Origin of the sequence: Variovorax sp. OV329, from assembly GCF_900114785.1 — a bacterium.
Lineage (GTDB): Bacteria > Pseudomonadota > Gammaproteobacteria > Burkholderiales > Burkholderiaceae_C > Variovorax.
The window spans coordinates 72,500-88,006 of record NZ_FOUG01000022.1; the positions used below are offsets into that span (position 1 = coordinate 72,500).

Annotated in this window: 14 protein-coding genes; 7 read left to right on the forward strand and 7 right to left on the reverse strand. The window is 66.3% G+C overall.

All coding sequences use genetic code 11. From position 1 onward, the window contains the following. Positions 1–12: 12 nt before the first annotated feature. The 4 genes from BM345_RS26350 (at position 13) to BM345_RS26365 (ending at position 2,931) form a co-directional block, all read left to right on the forward strand. The gene (locus BM345_RS26350) at positions 13–1,134 is read left to right on the forward strand and encodes an FAD-dependent monooxygenase (RefSeq protein WP_093385858.1); all 1,122 of its coding nucleotides are present in this window, start codon (positions 13–15) and stop codon (positions 1,132–1,134) included. A gap of 92 nt (positions 1,135–1,226) precedes the next feature. Beyond that, positions 1,227–1,532 (forward strand): NIPSNAP family protein, encoded by a 306-nt coding sequence (locus BM345_RS26355; RefSeq protein WP_093385861.1) that lies wholly within the window; start codon positions 1,227–1,229, stop codon positions 1,530–1,532. A 133-nt stretch (positions 1,533–1,665) separates the two neighbouring features. Next, positions 1,666–2,229 carry a BPSL1445 family SYLF domain-containing lipoprotein gene (locus BM345_RS26360; RefSeq protein ID WP_093385863.1) on the forward strand — a complete coding sequence of 188 codons (564 nt, stop codon included), beginning with the start codon at positions 1,666–1,668 and terminating at the stop codon, positions 2,227–2,229. 42 nt (positions 2,230–2,271) lie between these two features. Continuing rightward, entirely contained in the window at positions 2,272–2,931 is a 660-nt protein-coding gene (locus BM345_RS26365) for an NUDIX hydrolase (RefSeq protein ID WP_093385866.1), read from the forward strand. Between the two features lie 41 nt (positions 2,932–2,972). Here the strand turns inward: BM345_RS26365 and BM345_RS26370 are convergent, their stop codons facing one another. The 6 genes from BM345_RS26370 to BM345_RS26395 all read right to left on the reverse strand — a co-directional run bounded on the left by BM345_RS26370 (position 2,973) and on the right by BM345_RS26395 (position 10,738). Then, positions 2,973–5,012, reverse strand: coding sequence for a spermidine synthase (locus BM345_RS26370; protein ID WP_093385869.1), 2,040 nt, complete (start codon positions 5,010–5,012; stop codon positions 2,973–2,975). A gap of 189 nt (positions 5,013–5,201) precedes the next feature. Further along, complete coding sequence (locus BM345_RS26375; RefSeq protein WP_093385871.1) at positions 5,202–7,454, reverse strand: xanthine dehydrogenase family protein molybdopterin-binding subunit; 2,253 nt, start codon at positions 7,452–7,454, stop codon at positions 5,202–5,204. 16 nt (positions 7,455–7,470) lie between these two features. Continuing rightward, positions 7,471–7,944: a (2Fe-2S)-binding protein gene (locus BM345_RS26380; RefSeq protein ID WP_093385874.1), complete on the reverse strand. Its 474-nt coding sequence runs from the start codon at positions 7,942–7,944 to the stop codon at positions 7,471–7,473. Between the two features lie 75 nt (positions 7,945–8,019). Continuing rightward, positions 8,020–8,592: a TetR/AcrR family transcriptional regulator gene (locus BM345_RS26385; RefSeq protein ID WP_093385877.1), complete on the reverse strand. Its 573-nt coding sequence runs from the start codon at positions 8,590–8,592 to the stop codon at positions 8,020–8,022. A 46-nt stretch (positions 8,593–8,638) separates the two neighbouring features. Continuing rightward, entirely contained in the window at positions 8,639–9,208 is a 570-nt protein-coding gene (locus tag BM345_RS26390; protein ID WP_139237620.1) for a hypothetical protein, read from the reverse strand. 117 nt (positions 9,209–9,325) lie between these two features. Continuing rightward, on the reverse strand, positions 9,326–10,738 hold the full coding sequence (locus BM345_RS26395; RefSeq protein ID WP_093385882.1) for an MFS transporter: 1,413 nt from the start codon (positions 10,736–10,738) through the stop codon (positions 9,326–9,328). 136 nt (positions 10,739–10,874) lie between these two features. On the opposite strand from BM345_RS26395, the gene BM345_RS26400 reads away from it, so the two are divergent. The 3 genes from BM345_RS26400 (at position 10,875) to BM345_RS26410 (ending at position 14,311) form a co-directional block, all read left to right on the forward strand. After that, positions 10,875–11,819, forward strand: coding sequence for a LysR family transcriptional regulator (locus tag BM345_RS26400; RefSeq protein WP_093385884.1), 945 nt, complete (start codon positions 10,875–10,877; stop codon positions 11,817–11,819). A 5-nt stretch (positions 11,820–11,824) separates the two neighbouring features. After that, positions 11,825–13,546 carry an IlvD/Edd family dehydratase gene (locus BM345_RS26405; RefSeq protein WP_093385906.1) on the forward strand — a complete coding sequence of 574 codons (1,722 nt, stop codon included), beginning with the start codon at positions 11,825–11,827 and terminating at the stop codon, positions 13,544–13,546. A gap of 141 nt (positions 13,547–13,687) precedes the next feature. Next, positions 13,688–14,311, forward strand: a complete 624-nt coding sequence (locus BM345_RS26410) for a hypothetical protein (protein WP_139237621.1) — start codon at positions 13,688–13,690, stop codon at positions 14,309–14,311. 84 nt (positions 14,312–14,395) lie between these two features. Here the strand turns inward: BM345_RS26410 and BM345_RS26415 are convergent, their stop codons facing one another. After that, entirely contained in the window at positions 14,396–15,409 is a 1,014-nt protein-coding gene (locus BM345_RS26415) for an aldo/keto reductase (RefSeq protein WP_093385889.1), read from the reverse strand. Between the last annotated feature and the right edge of the window lie 98 nt (positions 15,410–15,507).

Sequence of the window (15,507 nt, forward strand, 5' to 3'; positions counted from 1 at the left end):
AGGAGCAGACCCATGGACGTTCTCATCTCCGGAGCCAGCATGGCCGGCCTGTCGGCCGCCTACTGGTTTGCCCGTCTCGGTCACCAGGTGACGGTTGTCGAACGCTCGGACGGCCTGCGGCCGGGCGGCGCACCCATCGACGTTCGTGGCCGCGCGATCGGGACCGCGCAGCGCATGGGCATCCTGGCGCGCATCGACGACGAGAAAGTCCGCGTCCTCGAGCCGGCGAAGGTCCTCGACGGCACGGGAGCGCAGGTGGCGACGCTCGACCTGCGCTGGTTCGCCAACGAGACCGACGAGGACACCGAGATCACGCGGGACCGGCTCAACCAGATCCTGCTCGGCGCAATCCCCGAGGGGGTCGAGTTCCGCTTCAGGACTTCCATCGCATCGATCGCCGATGGTGCCGCGGGCGTGGACATCGCCTTCACGGATGGATCGGCGGGCCACTACGACCTGGTGGTCGGTGCCGACGGACTCCATTCCAACGTGCGCAAGCTCGCCTTCGGACCGGAGAAGGACTACGTGCGCCACTTCGGCTACTACGTTGCGCTCGTCGACCTGCCGAACGACCGGGCGTGGCAGCGCGGCATGCTCAACGTCCCCGGGCTGACGATTGCCGTGCGCGATGCGGGCGACGGACCGCAGGGCATGATGCTCGTCGCGAGCTCCGAGCTGGACTATGACTACCGCGACCTCGACGCCCAGCGCGGGTTGATCGGCGACTTCCTCTCCCGCGTCGATGCCTGGCAGGTGCCCGCCTTGCGCGCAGCCTTCACCGACCCTGCCGCAAAGGGCTTTTACTTCGACTCGGTGAGCCAGACCCACATGCCCAGCTGGATCCAGGGCAACGTGGCGGTCATCGGCGATGCCGGTCACTGCGCTGCGCTGTTGTCGGGCATGGGCACGACGCTGGCGATGGTGGCCGCCGAAGCGCTGGCGAACACCTGGACCGAGTTCGGCGGCAACACGACTGCTGCGTCGCCGGCCTACCACGAGCGCCTGCGCCCTTACGTCCAGCAATGCCAGGCCTTCGCTCTGGAGGGTGCACCGATCATGGTGCCGGCGACCCAGCAGGCGCTGGACGAGCGCAACGCGACTTTCCGGGAATACGCGGCGAGGTTCGCGAAATGAACTGAAGGCATTGGGCGGGGCCGCTAAGATTCCTGCACGTCCAGTCCGAACTCACACGCGTCCCCCGAACCGTGCAACCGCTACCTACTCAAATGGTCACCTGCTATCTCCGATACGTCATCGACCCATTCAAGCTCAAGGAATTCGAACACTACGCCAAGCTCTGGATTCCGCTTGTCGACACCTTGGGTGGGCAGCACCACGGCTACTTTCTGCCGTCGGAAGGAGCAAACAACATTGCGCTTGCCATGTTCACGTTTCCAAGCCTGGCGGCCTACGAGAAGTACCGTGCGCTGTCTGCCCAGGATTGCGCGTGCCAGGACGCATTCAAGTATGCGGAAGACACGCGTTGCATCATCAGCTATGAGCGCAGTTTCTTCAGGCCCGTGTTCGCGTGAACAAGGAGGACGGATCAAGCGGCTCCCTTGACTGGCAGTCGCCGGCACGTGGTCGCCGGGTGGCGGACCCGAGCGCTTGAGCGATCCGGAGAGACGGCACACAATGGCCGGCCCAGCAACTGCAGGAGACTCCATGAACAAGCGTTCCTTCCTGGCAACAGGGCTCTTGACCGTGCTCGCCACTGCGTGCACCACCACCGCCAACAACCAGGGCGACCCCGCAGCGCGGCGAGCCAGCATCGACAGCCAAGTGGACAGTGCGCTGACCCGGCTGTATGCGCAGGTGGCCGGTTCTCGCGATCTCGTGGGCAAGGCTCGGGGCGTGCTGGTGTTTCCTGCCGTCGTGTCGGCCGGGCTCATCGTCGGCGGCTCGCGCGGCGAGGGCGCACTGCGAGTGGGCGGCAAAACCGATGGGTTCTACAGCACCACGGCGGCGTCGGTGGGCCTGCTGGCTGGCGCGGACTCCCGGGCGGTCTTCATTCTCTTCATGACCCAGGATTCACTCGACCGGTTCCGCGCAAGCAGGGGCTGGACCGCGGGTGTCGATGCCTCCGTCACGATGCTGAGGGTCGGTGCCACGGCCGGCGTGGACACGCAGACCGTGCAGCAACCCGTGGTGGGCTATGTGCTGAGCAATGCAGGCCTGATGGCCAACCTGAGCCTGGACGGCACCCGGATCAACAGGCTGGACCTCTGATCCTGTTCGACGCTGGCAAATTCCGCAGTGAAATGCGCCAGCATGGACCTCGACGACACCCTGCGTGAGCTGATCGCCGGCAGGCTCGCACGCTTCGATCAGCGCAGCCTCGGCGCGCCAGATTCGCGCCGGGCTGCCGTGGCGCTGGCCCTCATCGAGGAAGGCACGGGTGCCATGCTGCCCGGCATCGACGCGCCGGCCGCCTGGAGCCGCAGTGCCGCGATGCTGTTGACGCGGCGATCGCAGCGGCTGCGCAACCACCCTGGCCAATGGGCGCTTCCGGGCGGAAGCATCGACGGCAGCGAGTCCCCGGAGGAGGCCGCGTTGCGCGAGCTGCATGAGGAAGTCGGCCTGCGCCTGGAGCAAAGCGCCGTCCTCGGCCGCCTGGACGATTTCGTCACCCGCTCGGGGTTTTCAATCACCCCCGTGGTCGTGTGGGCAGGGGAGGCGTACGAGCTCGAACCCAACGCGGGCGAGGTCGCCAGCATTCATCGAATTCCTCTGAGCGAGTTCATGCGCACGGACGCACCATGGCTCGATCCGATCGAGGACAGCGAACAGCCTGTTCTTCGCATGCCCGTGGGCCTGACCTGGATCGCTGCGCCGACGGCGGCGTTCATCTATCAGTTTCGCGAGGTCTGCATCGCCGGGCGAGCGACGCGCGTTGCACATTTCGAGCAACCGATGTTTGCGCGACAGTAGTCCCCGACGTGCGGGTGGTGTATGAATCGCTCGGAGGCGAGCTACTTCAATACACCGAAGAGATTGTTGAAGTCATCCGTCCACGGCTGCAAGCCCGGTATTGGCATCAGTGCGGATGCCGCGTGTCGGATCGGGTCGCGTGCCAACACCTGCGCATCGCGCGCAACCAGCATCCAGTCCGTCTGACGGAAGTCGGTGCCCACCGCGTCGTCGTGGACGAGTACCGCATGCAGGCCCCTGGCGTGGGCAACCTTTTCGACGACAGGCGCCAGCGCAAGATAGTGGTTGGTGACGTGGAAGGCGACGACGCCGTCGGCTGCCATATGGCGCCAGTAGACGTCCATCGCCTCGGCGGTGATGAGGTGGATCGGAACCGAGTCTCCCGAGAACGCATCGACCGCCAGCACGTCGAAGGCCTGGGGCGCCTCTCGCTCGAGCGCCAGCCTGGCGTCTCCCAATACCTGTTCGATTCGCGCTGCGCTGTCCGCCAGGAAACTGAACTCGGTGCCTGCCAACTCGATGACCTGGGGGTTGATCTCGTAGAGTCGATAGACGTCGCCGGACCTGCCGTAGGCTGCCAGGGTCCCTGCGCCCAGCCCGATCACACCGACGCGCCGCGGCCGTTGAGGCGCAGCTTCGATGGCCCGCCCCACACCCGATTCAGGCCCATAGTAGGAAGTGGGCTCGCGCCGGCGAGCAGCGGACAGGTACTGCTGGCCGTGCTTGACCGAGCCATGGAACAACTTGCGCACGTCGTCTGCGGGAGTGTCGCCGACGCTGTCGACCGTGAGCAGGGTGCCGTAGAAATTCCGCGTCATTCGCCGAACGTCCTTCACGCCGCCATGCACCTGGAGCGCCAGGAACCAGGAACAGAAACCGGCGAGGCCCAAGGTCGACCAGGCGAGGATGCGCGACGATCGCAACACCGTGGCGCCGGCAAGCGCCGTCAACACCAGGCCGATGCCCAACTCATAGTAGGCCGGGAGCACGCGCGGCGCGATCAGGCCCACGGTCACCCCGCCGACGGCGCCACCGAGCGACAACATCAGATAGAAGCGCGTGAGGTAGCGACCGTCGGGCCGTCGACGCGCCATTTCCCCGTGCAGGAACATGCAGAACACGAACAATCCGGCGATGTACAGCGGCACCCCGGTCTCGATTTGCCATCCGATGCTGTGCTGCAGCCCGAAGGCGCACAGGGCAAGCAAGGCCGCAGCGACCGGCAGTACGACGGGGCGGTGGTACCACCGGTCGTTGTCAAAGGTGAGCACGAAGGTCAGGAGATAGACCGACAGCGGCAAGACCCAGAGAAAAGGGACCGGCGCCACGTTCTGCGTGATGTGGTTGGTGATCGCCAGCAGCAGCCAGGACGCCAGCGCCGGGAATGCCAGCCACAGCAGGTAGTCGACGGCACGGGGAGGCGCACCGGGCGCGTCTCCAGCGCCTGTCGACTGGATTTGCCGGGGCTCGGCCTGCTGGGCCGCGTGACGTGCCAGATAGATCATCGTCGCAGCGCACAGCAGGACAAAAACCCCGTAGCCGATGGACCAGGCCCATGCTTGCGTCCTCAGGGCCCAGTAGGGCTCGATCAGCACCGGATACGCAAGAAGGGACGCCAACGATGCCAGGTTCGACAACGCGAAGTACCGGTACACCTGGGCGCCCCAAGCTGTGCGCGCCAGCCACGACTGGAGCAAGGGACTGGTGGTCGACAGCAGGAAGTACGGCAACCCGATCGTGGTCACCAGCAGGCCGAGGATCCATAGCGTCGGTTCCTCGGTCCCCGCAGGCTTCCAGCGCGCGCTGGTGATGATCGGCAGGAAGCCCAGGCTTGCCAGCAGCAGCGCCATCTGCAGCAGCGCCTGGGTGCGCGTTCGCAATCGGCGTGTGATCCAGTCCGCGTAGGCGTAGCCGACGAGCAACGTCACCTGGAAGAAGACCAGGCAGACGGTCCACACCGCGGCCGAGCCCCCGAACCATGGAAGGATCTGCTTGGCGATCAGCGGCTGAACGAGAAACAGCAGGAAGGCGCTCGCGAAGATCGTGCCCGCGAAAATTGCCTTGATGAGACGAGTGTTCATCCATCCTCGCGCGTTTGGCCGGCGACCTTCTCAGGCAAATCCCCAAGAGAGCGCCTGGCCACCCTCTTGGCGACAAGCTTCCACGATGGGCGCTTGAAGCCGCATGGTCAATTGTCGCCTACCAGGCCGGCGCAATGGACCAGCACCGCCGCAAAAGCGCGCGTCCGGATCGCGTCGAGGCGGGATCCCTCAAGCCAACTTGAAAGGCAACTCCCGCACCGGCTTCCCCGTGATCGCCGCCACCGCATTCGCAAACGCCGGCGCCAGCGGCGGCAGCCCCGGTTCGCCCATGCCGGTGGGTGCGTCGGCGCTTGGCACGATGTGCACGGCGACCTGCGGCATGTCGGTGATGCGCGGCACGACGAAATCGCCGAAGTTGCTCTGCTGCACCACGCCGTCCTTCAGCGTGATCGCTGCACCGGGCAGGCACATCGACAGGCCCATCACCGCGCCACCCTGCACTTGCGCTTCCACGCTCTTCGGGTTGACCACGAGGTTGCAGTGCACGCCCGCCGTCACGTTGTGCAGGACGGGCGTGCCGTCCTTCACCGAGGCTTCGACGACATACGCCACCACCGAGTTGAAGGATTCGTGCACCGCCACGCCCCAGGCCCGGCCCGCGTCGAGCTTCTTCTTGCCGTAGCCGGATTGGTCCACCGCGAGTTGCAGTGCCGCCTTGTGGCGCGGGTGCTGGTCGCCGATGAGCTTCATGCGATAGGCGACCGGGTCCTGCTTCGTGGTGCGGGCAATCTCGTCGAGCAGCGATTCCATGACGAAGGCGGTGTGGGTCGAGCCCACGCTGCGCCACCAGAGAACCGGCACGTTGAGCCTGGGGTGATGCACCGTGAGCCGCATCGGCAGGTCGTAGGGCTCCTTCATGCCTTCGACCGCAGTGGCATCGATGCCGTCCTTGACCATCATGGGCTCGAACATGCTGCCCATCAGCAGCGACTGGCCCACGATGACGTGGTCCCAGCCGGTGACCTTGCCCTGCGCGTCGAAGCCGATCTTCGCGGTGTGAAGATGCATCGGCCGGTAGTAGCCGCCCTTGATGTCGTCCTCGCGGCTCCACAGCGTGCGGATCGGCGCTGCGATGCCCGCGGCCTGCGCCGCCTTGACGACGCCACAGGCCTCGGCCACGAAGTCGCTGGTGAGCAAGCCGCGGCGACCGAAGCCGCCGCCGGCCATCTGCACGTGGACCTTGACGTTTTCCGGCGGCACGCCCAGCACCTTGGCAGCGGCCATGCCGTCGATGCCCGGCATCTGCGTGCCCGTCCACACTTCCGCCTTGCCGCCAGCCAGGCTGACGGTGCAGTTGAGCGGCTCCATCGGCGCGTGGGCGAGGTAGGGGAAGACGAACTCGGCCTCGATCCTGTGCGGGGCTGCGGCGAGCTTCGAGACGTCGGCGTCGTACTTGCGCTTGCCCGGCTTCGTCGCGAGCTCGCGGTATTGCGCGAGCTGCTTCTCGCTGTCCACCTTCTCGACGCCGCTGGTGTCCCATTCGAGCTTGAGCGCATCACGGCCCTGCTTGGCCGCCCAGTAGCCGTCGGCAACCACGGCCACGCCTTCGGCGCCGCGGTCCAGCGGCACGCGCAGCACGGCCTTGACACCCTTGATCGCCTTGGCGGCGCCGTCGTCTACCGACTTGAGTTTGGCGCCGAACACCGGCGGATGGGACACGACGGCGGTCAGCATGCCTGGCAGGCGCATGTCGATGCCGTAGTCCTGGTGGCCGCTGGACTTGGCCTGTGCGTCGAGCCGGCCGGTGGGCTTGCCGATCAGGCGGAAGTCCTTCGGGTCCTTCAGCTTGACGGTGTCGGGCACCGGCAGCTTCATCGCCGCTTCGGCCAGTTCGCCGTAGCCCAATTGCTTGCCGCCGGGGCCGATGACGACGCCATTGCGCGTCTGCAACGTGGCTGCATCCACCTTCCACTGCGCCGCCGCCGCGCTCACCAGCATGGCGCGGGTGCGGGCGCCGAGTTCGCGGTATTGCGTGTACGAGTTCTTGATGGAACCCGAGCCCCCGGTGATGTGCATGCCGAAGGCAGGGTCGACATAGGCCGGGTCGTTGGTGCCGTGAACGCTTCTGACCTTGGACCAGTCGGCGTCGAGCTCTTCCGCCAGGATCATCGGCAGTCCGGTCTGCACGCCCTGCCCGAAGTCGAGCCGGTTGATGGTGACGGTGGTCGTGCCGTCACGCTCGATGCGCACGAATGCCGCGGGTTGCTGCAGCGGCTTGAGGCCGGCCGGCCTGGCGGCGGCTGCGCTCGTGTCCTGGGCAAGTGCGCTCATCGGGAAAACGCCGAGCGCGAAGCCGCTCACCGCCGTGAGCTTCAGGAAGCTGCGGCGCGCCAGGCCGCTGGATTCGGTGCTGTCGTCTTGGCGTGTCAGCAGCGCGCGCAGGTTGGCGGGCAACTCGAAGGTGGCTTGGTCGAAGTTCATGGGGTGCTCTCTTTCGTCAAGCCAGCGTCCTGGCGGCGTCGGCGACCGCGGCACGGATGCGCGCGTAGGTGCCGCAGCGGCAGATGTTTCCGGCCATGGCCGAATCGATCTCGGACTCGCTGGGCAGCTTTCCGGGCGCGACGGTCTTCAGGAAGGCGGTGGCCGACATGATCTGGCCGCTCTGGCAGTAGCCGCACTGCGCCACGTCATGCTTGACCCAGGCGTCGTGCACGGCCTTGCCGACCTTGTCGCCGCCATCGGTGACCGCCTCGATGGTCGTGATCTTCTGGCCCGACGCTGCGGAGATCGGCGTGATGCACGAGCGGATCGCCTGGCCGTTCAGGTGCACGGTGCAGGCGCCGCACAGTGCCGCGCCGCAGCCGAACTTGGTGCCGGTCATGCCCAGCGTGTCGCGCAGGGCCCAGAGGATGGGGGTGGAGGGGTCGGCGTCGACCTGCCGGTCCTTGCCGTTGATGTTCAAGGTGGTCATGGTGTGGGGCTCTCTTCTTGGGTGAATATCGGTTCGGCTAAACAATAGACCTGTGCAAGGGCCAGGTCAAGCGAATCAGGCCTTGATGCCGTCCCAGCACAGCCCGAAGGCCATCGCCAGGTTCGCATCCGTGCGCGCCAGCGCGCCGGAGCGAAGCAGGTTGGCGGTCTCGCGCACGGAGCCGCCGAAGCTGTTGGTCAGCAGCACCGTGGGCACGTCCTTGAGGATCTGCTGCGCCTTGGCCGACTCGATCAGGTCGATCCAGTCCTTGATCAGCCGGGCGGAGAGATTCCGGCTCTCTTCGCTGAACCAGGGCGAGTTGTAGTACTGCTCCAGGAACACGACCTGCGCGTAGTGCGTGAGGCGGTGTTCGAGCCAGTTCATCCACATGTGCCGGAAGCGGCTGCGGAACGGCGCCTTCGGGTCATCGCCGTGCATGAGGCTCGCAGCGGTGGTCGTCTTGGCCTGCTCGTAGAGCGCGACCATCAACTCTTCCTTCGACTTGAAGTAGACGTACAGCGTGCCCGTGGCCAGGCCCGCCTCGCGAGCGATGGCCGCCATGGTCAGGCCGCTCAGGCCGGTCTGCTCGACCAGCACGAACGTGGCTTCGGCGATGGCGCGGAGCTTTTCGTCGTCCTTGGGTTTCACGGCGCCATCTTAGCGCGTGCCGACTCTTTAGCGAACAATTATTCGCTCACGCCCAGGAAGCCCCGCTGCCGCCCCCGCTGTTCAAGGCTTGCCCCCAGGGGCGCTGGTGGCAGCTGGACAGGATCGTGTAGCGCCGGCCGGCCGCCCTCGCGTGGCTCATCCCGATTTCGCACTGGGTCTGCGTCCTCATGGAAAGGTCCGCGCGCAAGCCGGTCGACTTGTCGATGATGGAGACCTCGTACGGCAAATCGGGGCCCGCATCGTCGGCCACGCATTCGAAGTCCACCTCGCCTTGCGACACGTACCGGGCCAATCGACGGTTTCTTTGGAGTGTGCGTTTGCGCTCGATTTCGCATTGCTTGGCCGAGGCGAGCGCTGTCTGCGTGATGGAAAAACCGTCTACCGAGAGCAGAAGAAAGCGGTCCTGGCCGCCGGGCTCGGTTTCGGGTTTGGACTGCGGTGCCGAGTTGTGGGCGGCGTTCGGAGGGCGCTTGCTGGAACCGGGGCCAAGGGTCGCTGCCATCGCGCTCGCGCAGCACACGCAGGCCGCCAGGCAGACCAGCGACTTCGTCGTCCAACGGGCCAGGCGTTCAGTGTTCATCAGAGTGGAATTCATGGGCCGACCCCCTTTCCAGGCTGAAGTGGACCACATCCGGACAACCTTGCCCTGGAGTTCCTCAGCCGCACGTCGAGGATAGCTTGTCCACGGCGCAGTCCAGCGGCCATCCACCGGTCAACGTCGGCTTCGAAGCAGGCTCACCCCACTCCCGGCAAACGCGGCCAGCGCCGCCAGCCCCAGGCCCCAGTGCACTGCGCTGTGCGGCGACAACAGTCCAAAGCCCAGGCTCATCAGCAGGCTGCCGAGTGTCAGTCCCGCAAGGCGCGCGGTCCCCTGGGCGCCCCCTGCGGCGCCGCTGCGTTCCTTGGGTGCGGACAGCAGCATGTTCTGGTTGTTGGGCGTCTGGAAGAAGCCGAAGCCAAGGCCGGCCAGGCCCGTGAACATTGCAATGGGCAGCGCAGGGTTGCCATGAAGGGGCCACAGGGCACACAGCGCCAAGCCCGTGGCGAGGCATGCACTTCCCGCGGCGCAAAGCCAGGCAGTCGGCACGCGCTGGGCCAGGCGCGCCGACAGCGGCGCCGCCAGCATGACGGCCAAAGGCCACGGCGTCATCAGAAGGCCGGTCATTGCCGTGCTCTGGCCCAACTCGTGCTGAAGGTAGAACGGCAGCGCCACATAGCTCGCCATCTGCCCGGTGAAGCAGCAGACCGAGGCGATGATCGAGATTCGAAACGAGTGCAGGCGCAGCAGGTCCAGCGGGATCAGTGGCGCCGCCTTGGGCAGCTCGCGCCGGACCAGCAGGAGCAGGCACATGGCCGACAACCCCAGCAACGCGCCGCCATGCCATGAGTTCGACGGCAGCCGGTCGCTCCCGAGCACCAGGGAGGCAAACATCATCGCGTTGAGGGCGACGCTCCAGAGATCGATGCGATCCCTGGATGGCGCCGGGTTTGGCAACTTTGCACACGCGGCCAGCACGAGAGCGCCGATCGGAAGGTTGACCGCAAAAAGCCAGGGCCAGTTGGCCGTGGAAAGGATGAACGCGCCGACCACGGGCCCCGCCGCTGTCGCGCCGGCAACGGCCAGCGCATTCCAGCCGATGGCACGCGCCAGCAACTGGCGCGGATAGGTGAAACGCAACAACGCGAGGCCGAGCGGCATGACCGCTGCAGCGCCCAGCCCCTGAAGGCACCTGGCGGCCACCAGCCATGGCAGCGACGGCGACAACGCACACAGCACCGACGCCAGCGTGAACAGCGCGACGCCCGCAGTGAACACTCGGCGATAACCCAGCCTCGACCCGATGGCTGAAGCAGGCAGCAGGAACATGACCACGGCAAGCTGGTAGGCCGTGATGATCCAGACCGTGTCGGCAGGTGCCGCGCGCAGTTGCCGGGCCACGCTGGGCAGCGCGACGTTGGCAATGGCGCCATCGAGCACCACCAGGACGCCGGCGCCGAGGATCGCGGCAATGGCTGCGAAGCGCCTCGGCAGCGGCAGGCCATCGGCGTCATTCGCTGCTTTGGCTTCGGTGGTGCGGACATGGACGGAGGAGACTCTGGAGCGAAGCGCGCGTGTAGGCAGCATGGGATTGACCGGTGGAGACGCTCAATTGCGCCAACTCAGAATAGGTCGCCGCACGCCCTTGGCCCAGAGCGCCGCACGCACTTTGCTCCTGCATGCCGCGCCTACCGAAACCCGTGCGGCTGTGCTAGTTTTGGGCATGCCAGATGCCGATCTCAACCTGCTGACTGCTTTGAATGCCCTGCTCTCCGAGGGCAACGTTGCAAAAGCCGCCGAGCGCATGGGTTTGAGCGAATCGGCCATGAGCCGCACGCTCGCGCGTTTGAGAGAAGCAACCGGCGATCAGCTTCTTGTGCGTGCGGGCCGGGCGATGGTGCCCACACCGCACGCGCAGTCACTGCGCGACCGGGTCAAGGAATTGGTGCAGGAATCGCACGCGGTCCTTCAGCCCGCCAGCGCAAGCTTCGATCCGCGAACGCTTCAACGCTTGTTCACCGTGCGGGCCAACGACGGCTTCATCGAGGCCTTTGCCCACCAACTGGTCGCCCGCATTGCACAGGAAGCGCCCGGCGTTCGCCTGCGCTTCGCGCCCAAACCCGACAAGGACGTCCGCCCACTGCGGGAAGGCCTGATCGATCTCGACGTCGGTGTTCTCGGCGACTCAGGGCCGGAAGTGCGCATTCAGGCGCTCTACCGCGACCGGTTCGTCGCCGCAGTGCGCCAGGGCCATCCCCTGCTCACTGAAGCCGGGCTCACGCCGCAACGCTACGCGGCCTGCGATCACGTGGTCACGTCCCGCCATGGTCGAAGCGCCGGGCCGGTAGACGATGCGCTCGCAGCCATGGGCCTGGTGCGCCATGCCGCGGTTGTCGTGCCAAGCTTCAGCACGGCACTGTCGATAGCGGCAGAGACCGACCTCGTGGCCCTCATACCGTCGTCGTACTTCGAACACCTCAGGGCGCGCGGCACGCTGTGCTCTTTTGCGCTGCCGATGCCCACCGATCAGATCACCGTATCCCAGATGTGGCATCCGCGCCTCGACCGAGATCCCGCGCACAAATGGCTGCGCGGGATCGTCCTCGAGGTGTGCCGGCCAAAGTGGGCCGAGGTCACCGCCGAAGCAAACACCAAAGCAGACGAGTGAACATCATGAGTGAAGCACCCAAAAGACTGAAGAAGGGTTTGACGAACTATGGCGACCAGGGCTTCTCGCTGTTCCTGCGCAAGGCCTTCATCAAGGGCGCGGGCTACACCGACGATGCGCTGGACCGTCCGGTCATCGGCATCACCAACACGGGAAGCAGCTACAACCCCTGCCACGGGAACATGCCGCAGCTCATCGAGGCGGTGAAGCGCGGCATCATGCTGGCCGGCGGGCTGCCGATGGACTTCCCGACGATCTCCGTCCACGAGAGCTTCTCGGCGCCCACCAGCATGTACCTGCGCAACCTCATGTCGATGGACACCGAGGAGATGGTGCGTGCGCAGCCGATGGATGCCGTGGTGCTCATCGGAGGTTGCGACAAGACGGTGCCCGCGCAACTGATGGGCGCGGCCTCGGCAGGCATCCCCGCCATCCAGCTCGTCACGGGTTCGATGCTGACCGGCAGCCATCGAAGCGAGCGCGTCGGCGCCTGTACCGATTGCCGCCGGTACTGGGGCAAGTTCCGCGCGGAAGAAATCGACGCCGAGGAGATTGCCGAGGTCAACAACCAGCTGGTTGCGAGCGTGGGCACCTGTTCGGTGATGGGCACGGCCAGCACCATGGCCTGCGTTGCCGAGGCCCTCGGCATGACCGTGCCCGGCGGTGCGTCGCCGCCGGCCGTGACGGCCGACCGCATCCGCATCGCCGAGCAGACCGGCGCCCAGGCCGTGGAGCTGGCCCGCCAGGGCCTGACCATCGACAAGATCCTGACCCCGGCCGCCTTCGAGAACGCCCTGCGGGTCCTGCTTGCGATCGGCGGCTCGACCAACGGCATTGTTCACCTGACCGCCATCGCCGGTCGCATGGGCATCGACATCGACCTCGCGGGGATGGACCGGATGGGCACGGAAACGCCGGTACTGGTGGACCTCAAGCCGTCCGGTCAGCACTACATGGAGGACTTCCACAAGGCAGGCGGCATGGCCACCTTGCTTCGCGAACTCAAGCCCCTGCTGCGATTGGAGGCCTTGACGGTCACCGGCCGCACGCTCGGCGAAGAGATGGAGCGGGCCGGCAGCGGCTTCGCACAGGAAGTGGTCCGACCCTTGGGCAACCCCATCTATCCGCAAGGCGGGCTGGCCGTGCTCCGGGGGAATCTTGCGCCTGGCGGCGCCATCATCAAGCAGTCCGCCGCCGACCCGAAGCTGATGGAGCACGAGGGGCGCGCCGTCGTCTTCGAGAACAGCGCCGACCTGGCCGGCCGGATCGACAGCGATGCGCTGGACGTGAAGGCGGATGACGTGCTCGTGCTCAAGAACATCGGCCCCAAGGGCGCCCCCGGCATGCCCGAGGCGGGCTACATCCCGATTCCGCGCAAGCTGGCGCGCGCCGGCGTCAAGGACATCGTGCGCGTCTCCGACGGGCGCATGAGCGGCACGGCCTTTGGCACCATCGTGCTGCACGTCACACCGGAAGCGGCAGTCGGCGGGCCGCTTGCCCACGTGCGCAATGGCGACCGCATCCGCTTGAGCGTGAAGAACCGGGAGATTGCGCTGCTCGTGTCCGATGAGGAACTTGCCAGGCGCGCAGCCGAGAACCCGGTCGTGGAGCCAACCGCCGAAAGAGGCTATCGGAAGCTGTTTCTGCAGACGGTCACGCAGGCTGACAAGGGCGTCGACTTCGACTTCTTGCGTGCACCGCGTTCCGTCGGAAAGGCGCCCGAGTAGCCCCTGGGCTGCAGGTACAAGCGAACAACGGGCCTTCGATCCGACCGTCGCGACCCGAGCGCGGCGACCCGTGCGGGCGCAAGCGCCGATTTCTGCCGATGCGCGTTACCCTCGCGGCTATCCAGACAGATGGGGAACGCAATGACGACTCCACGGCACGTTGGCGGTGTTGTCCTGGCGCTCGCGGCCCTCGCCGGAGTCGGCGACGGCTCGGCGCAGGGCACGGGTGCCCCGGACAGCCAGGGGGCGGCGCGCCGGTCGGACACGGCGGCCCTGCAATTGCAGCTGTTCGAGGCGACGAAGCGAACCAACGAACTCGCCGTCGAGCAGAACAGGCAGACCAGGCTGATCCTCGAGCAGACCAATGCGCTGGCGGACGCCTCGGTCAAGCAAAGCGCCGAGGCGGAGCAGACGAGGCAAATGGCCGAGGAATCCATGGCGCAAAACCTGCAGGCGATGGCGTACGTGAAGACGCAGATGGCGCGGACCCTCGAGACGGCGCAGTCCCGCAAGGCCTTCATGGAGAATTTCCTGATGTTCTGGTCGGCCGTGCTGGCGCTCCTCGTCGTTGCCGCCGGCTACTTCAGCTGGCGCGAACACAAGAACATGCGGCAGAAGGTGCCTCAGGCCATGGACGAGATCCGCAACCTGGGCCTGGGCGAGCTGCAGAAGGTTCTGGCCGATGTCAAGGCCGAGAGGCAGATGCTGCTCGATGACGTCACGCGCCAGAAAGGTGCCTTGCCGAACAAGACCATCGATTCCTGAAGGCGCGTCCCTTTTTCCGGCCGTTGGCCATGCCGACGGGACATTGCCAGGAACAAGGTTCGCCATAGGCCCGGCAGCAGGTCCTCAGATACCGTGCGGCAGCGGCGCTTGCGCTTGCACGAGACCGGCCTGCCGCAGCTCGCGCCAGAAGTCCCCCGGCACCACCGCTTCGAGCGCGGAGCGGTCCTCTGCAATGCGACCCGGCCGGCTGGCCCCGGGGATAACCGCGGCCACCGCGGGGTGCGCCAGGGCAAACTGCAGCCCCGCCGCCTTCATCGCCACGTCGTGGCGATCCGCAATGGCCTTGATGGCCTGCACCTTGCCGAGGATCTCCGGCGTGGCGGGCGCGTATTCGAAGTTCGGTCCGCCGACCAGCGCACCCGAGCTGTACGGCCCTCCGACGACAATCCCCAGGCCTCGCGCCGCCACTTGCGGCATCACGCGCTGCAGTGCCCGTTCGTGGTCCAGCAGCGTGTAGCGGCCAGCGAGCAGGAAGCCATCCGGGCGAGGTCCTTCCAGACCCAGCAGCAGCTCGATCGGCTCGACCCGGTTCACCCCCAGGCCCCAGGCACGGATCACGCCTTCGTCGCGCAACCGGTCCAATGCCTTGAAGGCGCCCTTTCGCGCCGTTTCGAACACGCCCAGCCACTCGTCACCGTAGAAGTCCTGCGCGACATCGTGCACCCAGGCAATGTCGATGCGGTCTGTCTTGAGTCGCTTCAGGCTGTCTTCGATGGAGCGAAGGGTCGCGTCCTCCGAGTAGTCGTTCACCATCCGGTTTGCGCGGCCATGCCTGAATACATCGCCCTTCTCGCCGAGGTCACGGGCGTTGACGTCCTCCACCTCGTCGAGGATCAGTCGACCGACCTTCGTGCTGATGACATAGGCGTCGCGATCGCGGGCGGCGAGCGCTTCGCCCAGGCGGGCTTCCGCCAGCCCCGCGCCGTAGAACGGTGCGGTGTCGAAGAAGCGGATGCCGTCGTTCCACGCTGCGTCCACGGTGGCCCGTGCCTCCTCCTCGGGAATCGCGCGGAACATGTTGCCCAGAGGCGCCGTGCCGAAGCCCAGCTGGCCGGGAAGAAGGCTCTCGAGTGTCATGGTGATCTTGTATGGATGCCTCCCGGCTATGAGGAGTAACCCGCATCGGTGTTGTGAAGAAGTCGGCTGCTGCCTTGTATCCGGCCTGTTGTGTGAGG

Bases quoted from the DNA above. Each gene is read 5' to 3' on its own strand.
- BM345_RS26350 (WP_093385858.1), top strand. From the start codon at position 13: ATGGACGTTCTCATCTCCGGAGCCAGCATGGCCGGCCTGTCGGCCGCC.
- BM345_RS26395 (WP_093385882.1), bottom strand. From the start codon at position 10,738: ATGCTGCCTACACGCGCGCTTCGCTCCAGAGTCTCCTCCGTCCATGTC.
- BM345_RS26415 (WP_093385889.1), bottom strand. From the start codon at position 15,409: ATGACACTCGAGAGCCTTCTTCCCGGCCAGCTGGGCTTCGGCACGGCG.
- BM345_RS26360 (WP_093385863.1), top strand. From the start codon at position 1,666: ATGAACAAGCGTTCCTTCCTGGCAACAGGGCTCTTGACCGTGCTCGCC.
- BM345_RS26390 (WP_139237620.1), bottom strand. From the start codon at position 9,208: ATGAATTCCACTCTGATGAACACTGAACGCCTGGCCCGTTGGACGACG.
- BM345_RS26370 (WP_093385869.1), bottom strand. From the start codon at position 5,012: ATGAACACTCGTCTCATCAAGGCAATTTTCGCGGGCACGATCTTCGCG.
- BM345_RS26410 (WP_139237621.1), top strand. From the start codon at position 13,688: ATGACGACTCCACGGCACGTTGGCGGTGTTGTCCTGGCGCTCGCGGCC.
- BM345_RS26400 (WP_093385884.1), top strand. From the start codon at position 10,875: ATGCCAGATGCCGATCTCAACCTGCTGACTGCTTTGAATGCCCTGCTC.
- BM345_RS26405 (WP_093385906.1), top strand. From the start codon at position 11,825: ATGAGTGAAGCACCCAAAAGACTGAAGAAGGGTTTGACGAACTATGGC.
- BM345_RS26365 (WP_093385866.1), top strand. From the start codon at position 2,272: ATGGACCTCGACGACACCCTGCGTGAGCTGATCGCCGGCAGGCTCGCA.
- BM345_RS26375 (WP_093385871.1), bottom strand. From the start codon at position 7,454: ATGAACTTCGACCAAGCCACCTTCGAGTTGCCCGCCAACCTGCGCGCG.
- BM345_RS26355 (WP_093385861.1), top strand. From the start codon at position 1,227: ATGGTCACCTGCTATCTCCGATACGTCATCGACCCATTCAAGCTCAAG.
- BM345_RS26380 (WP_093385874.1), bottom strand. From the start codon at position 7,944: ATGACCACCTTGAACATCAACGGCAAGGACCGGCAGGTCGACGCCGAC.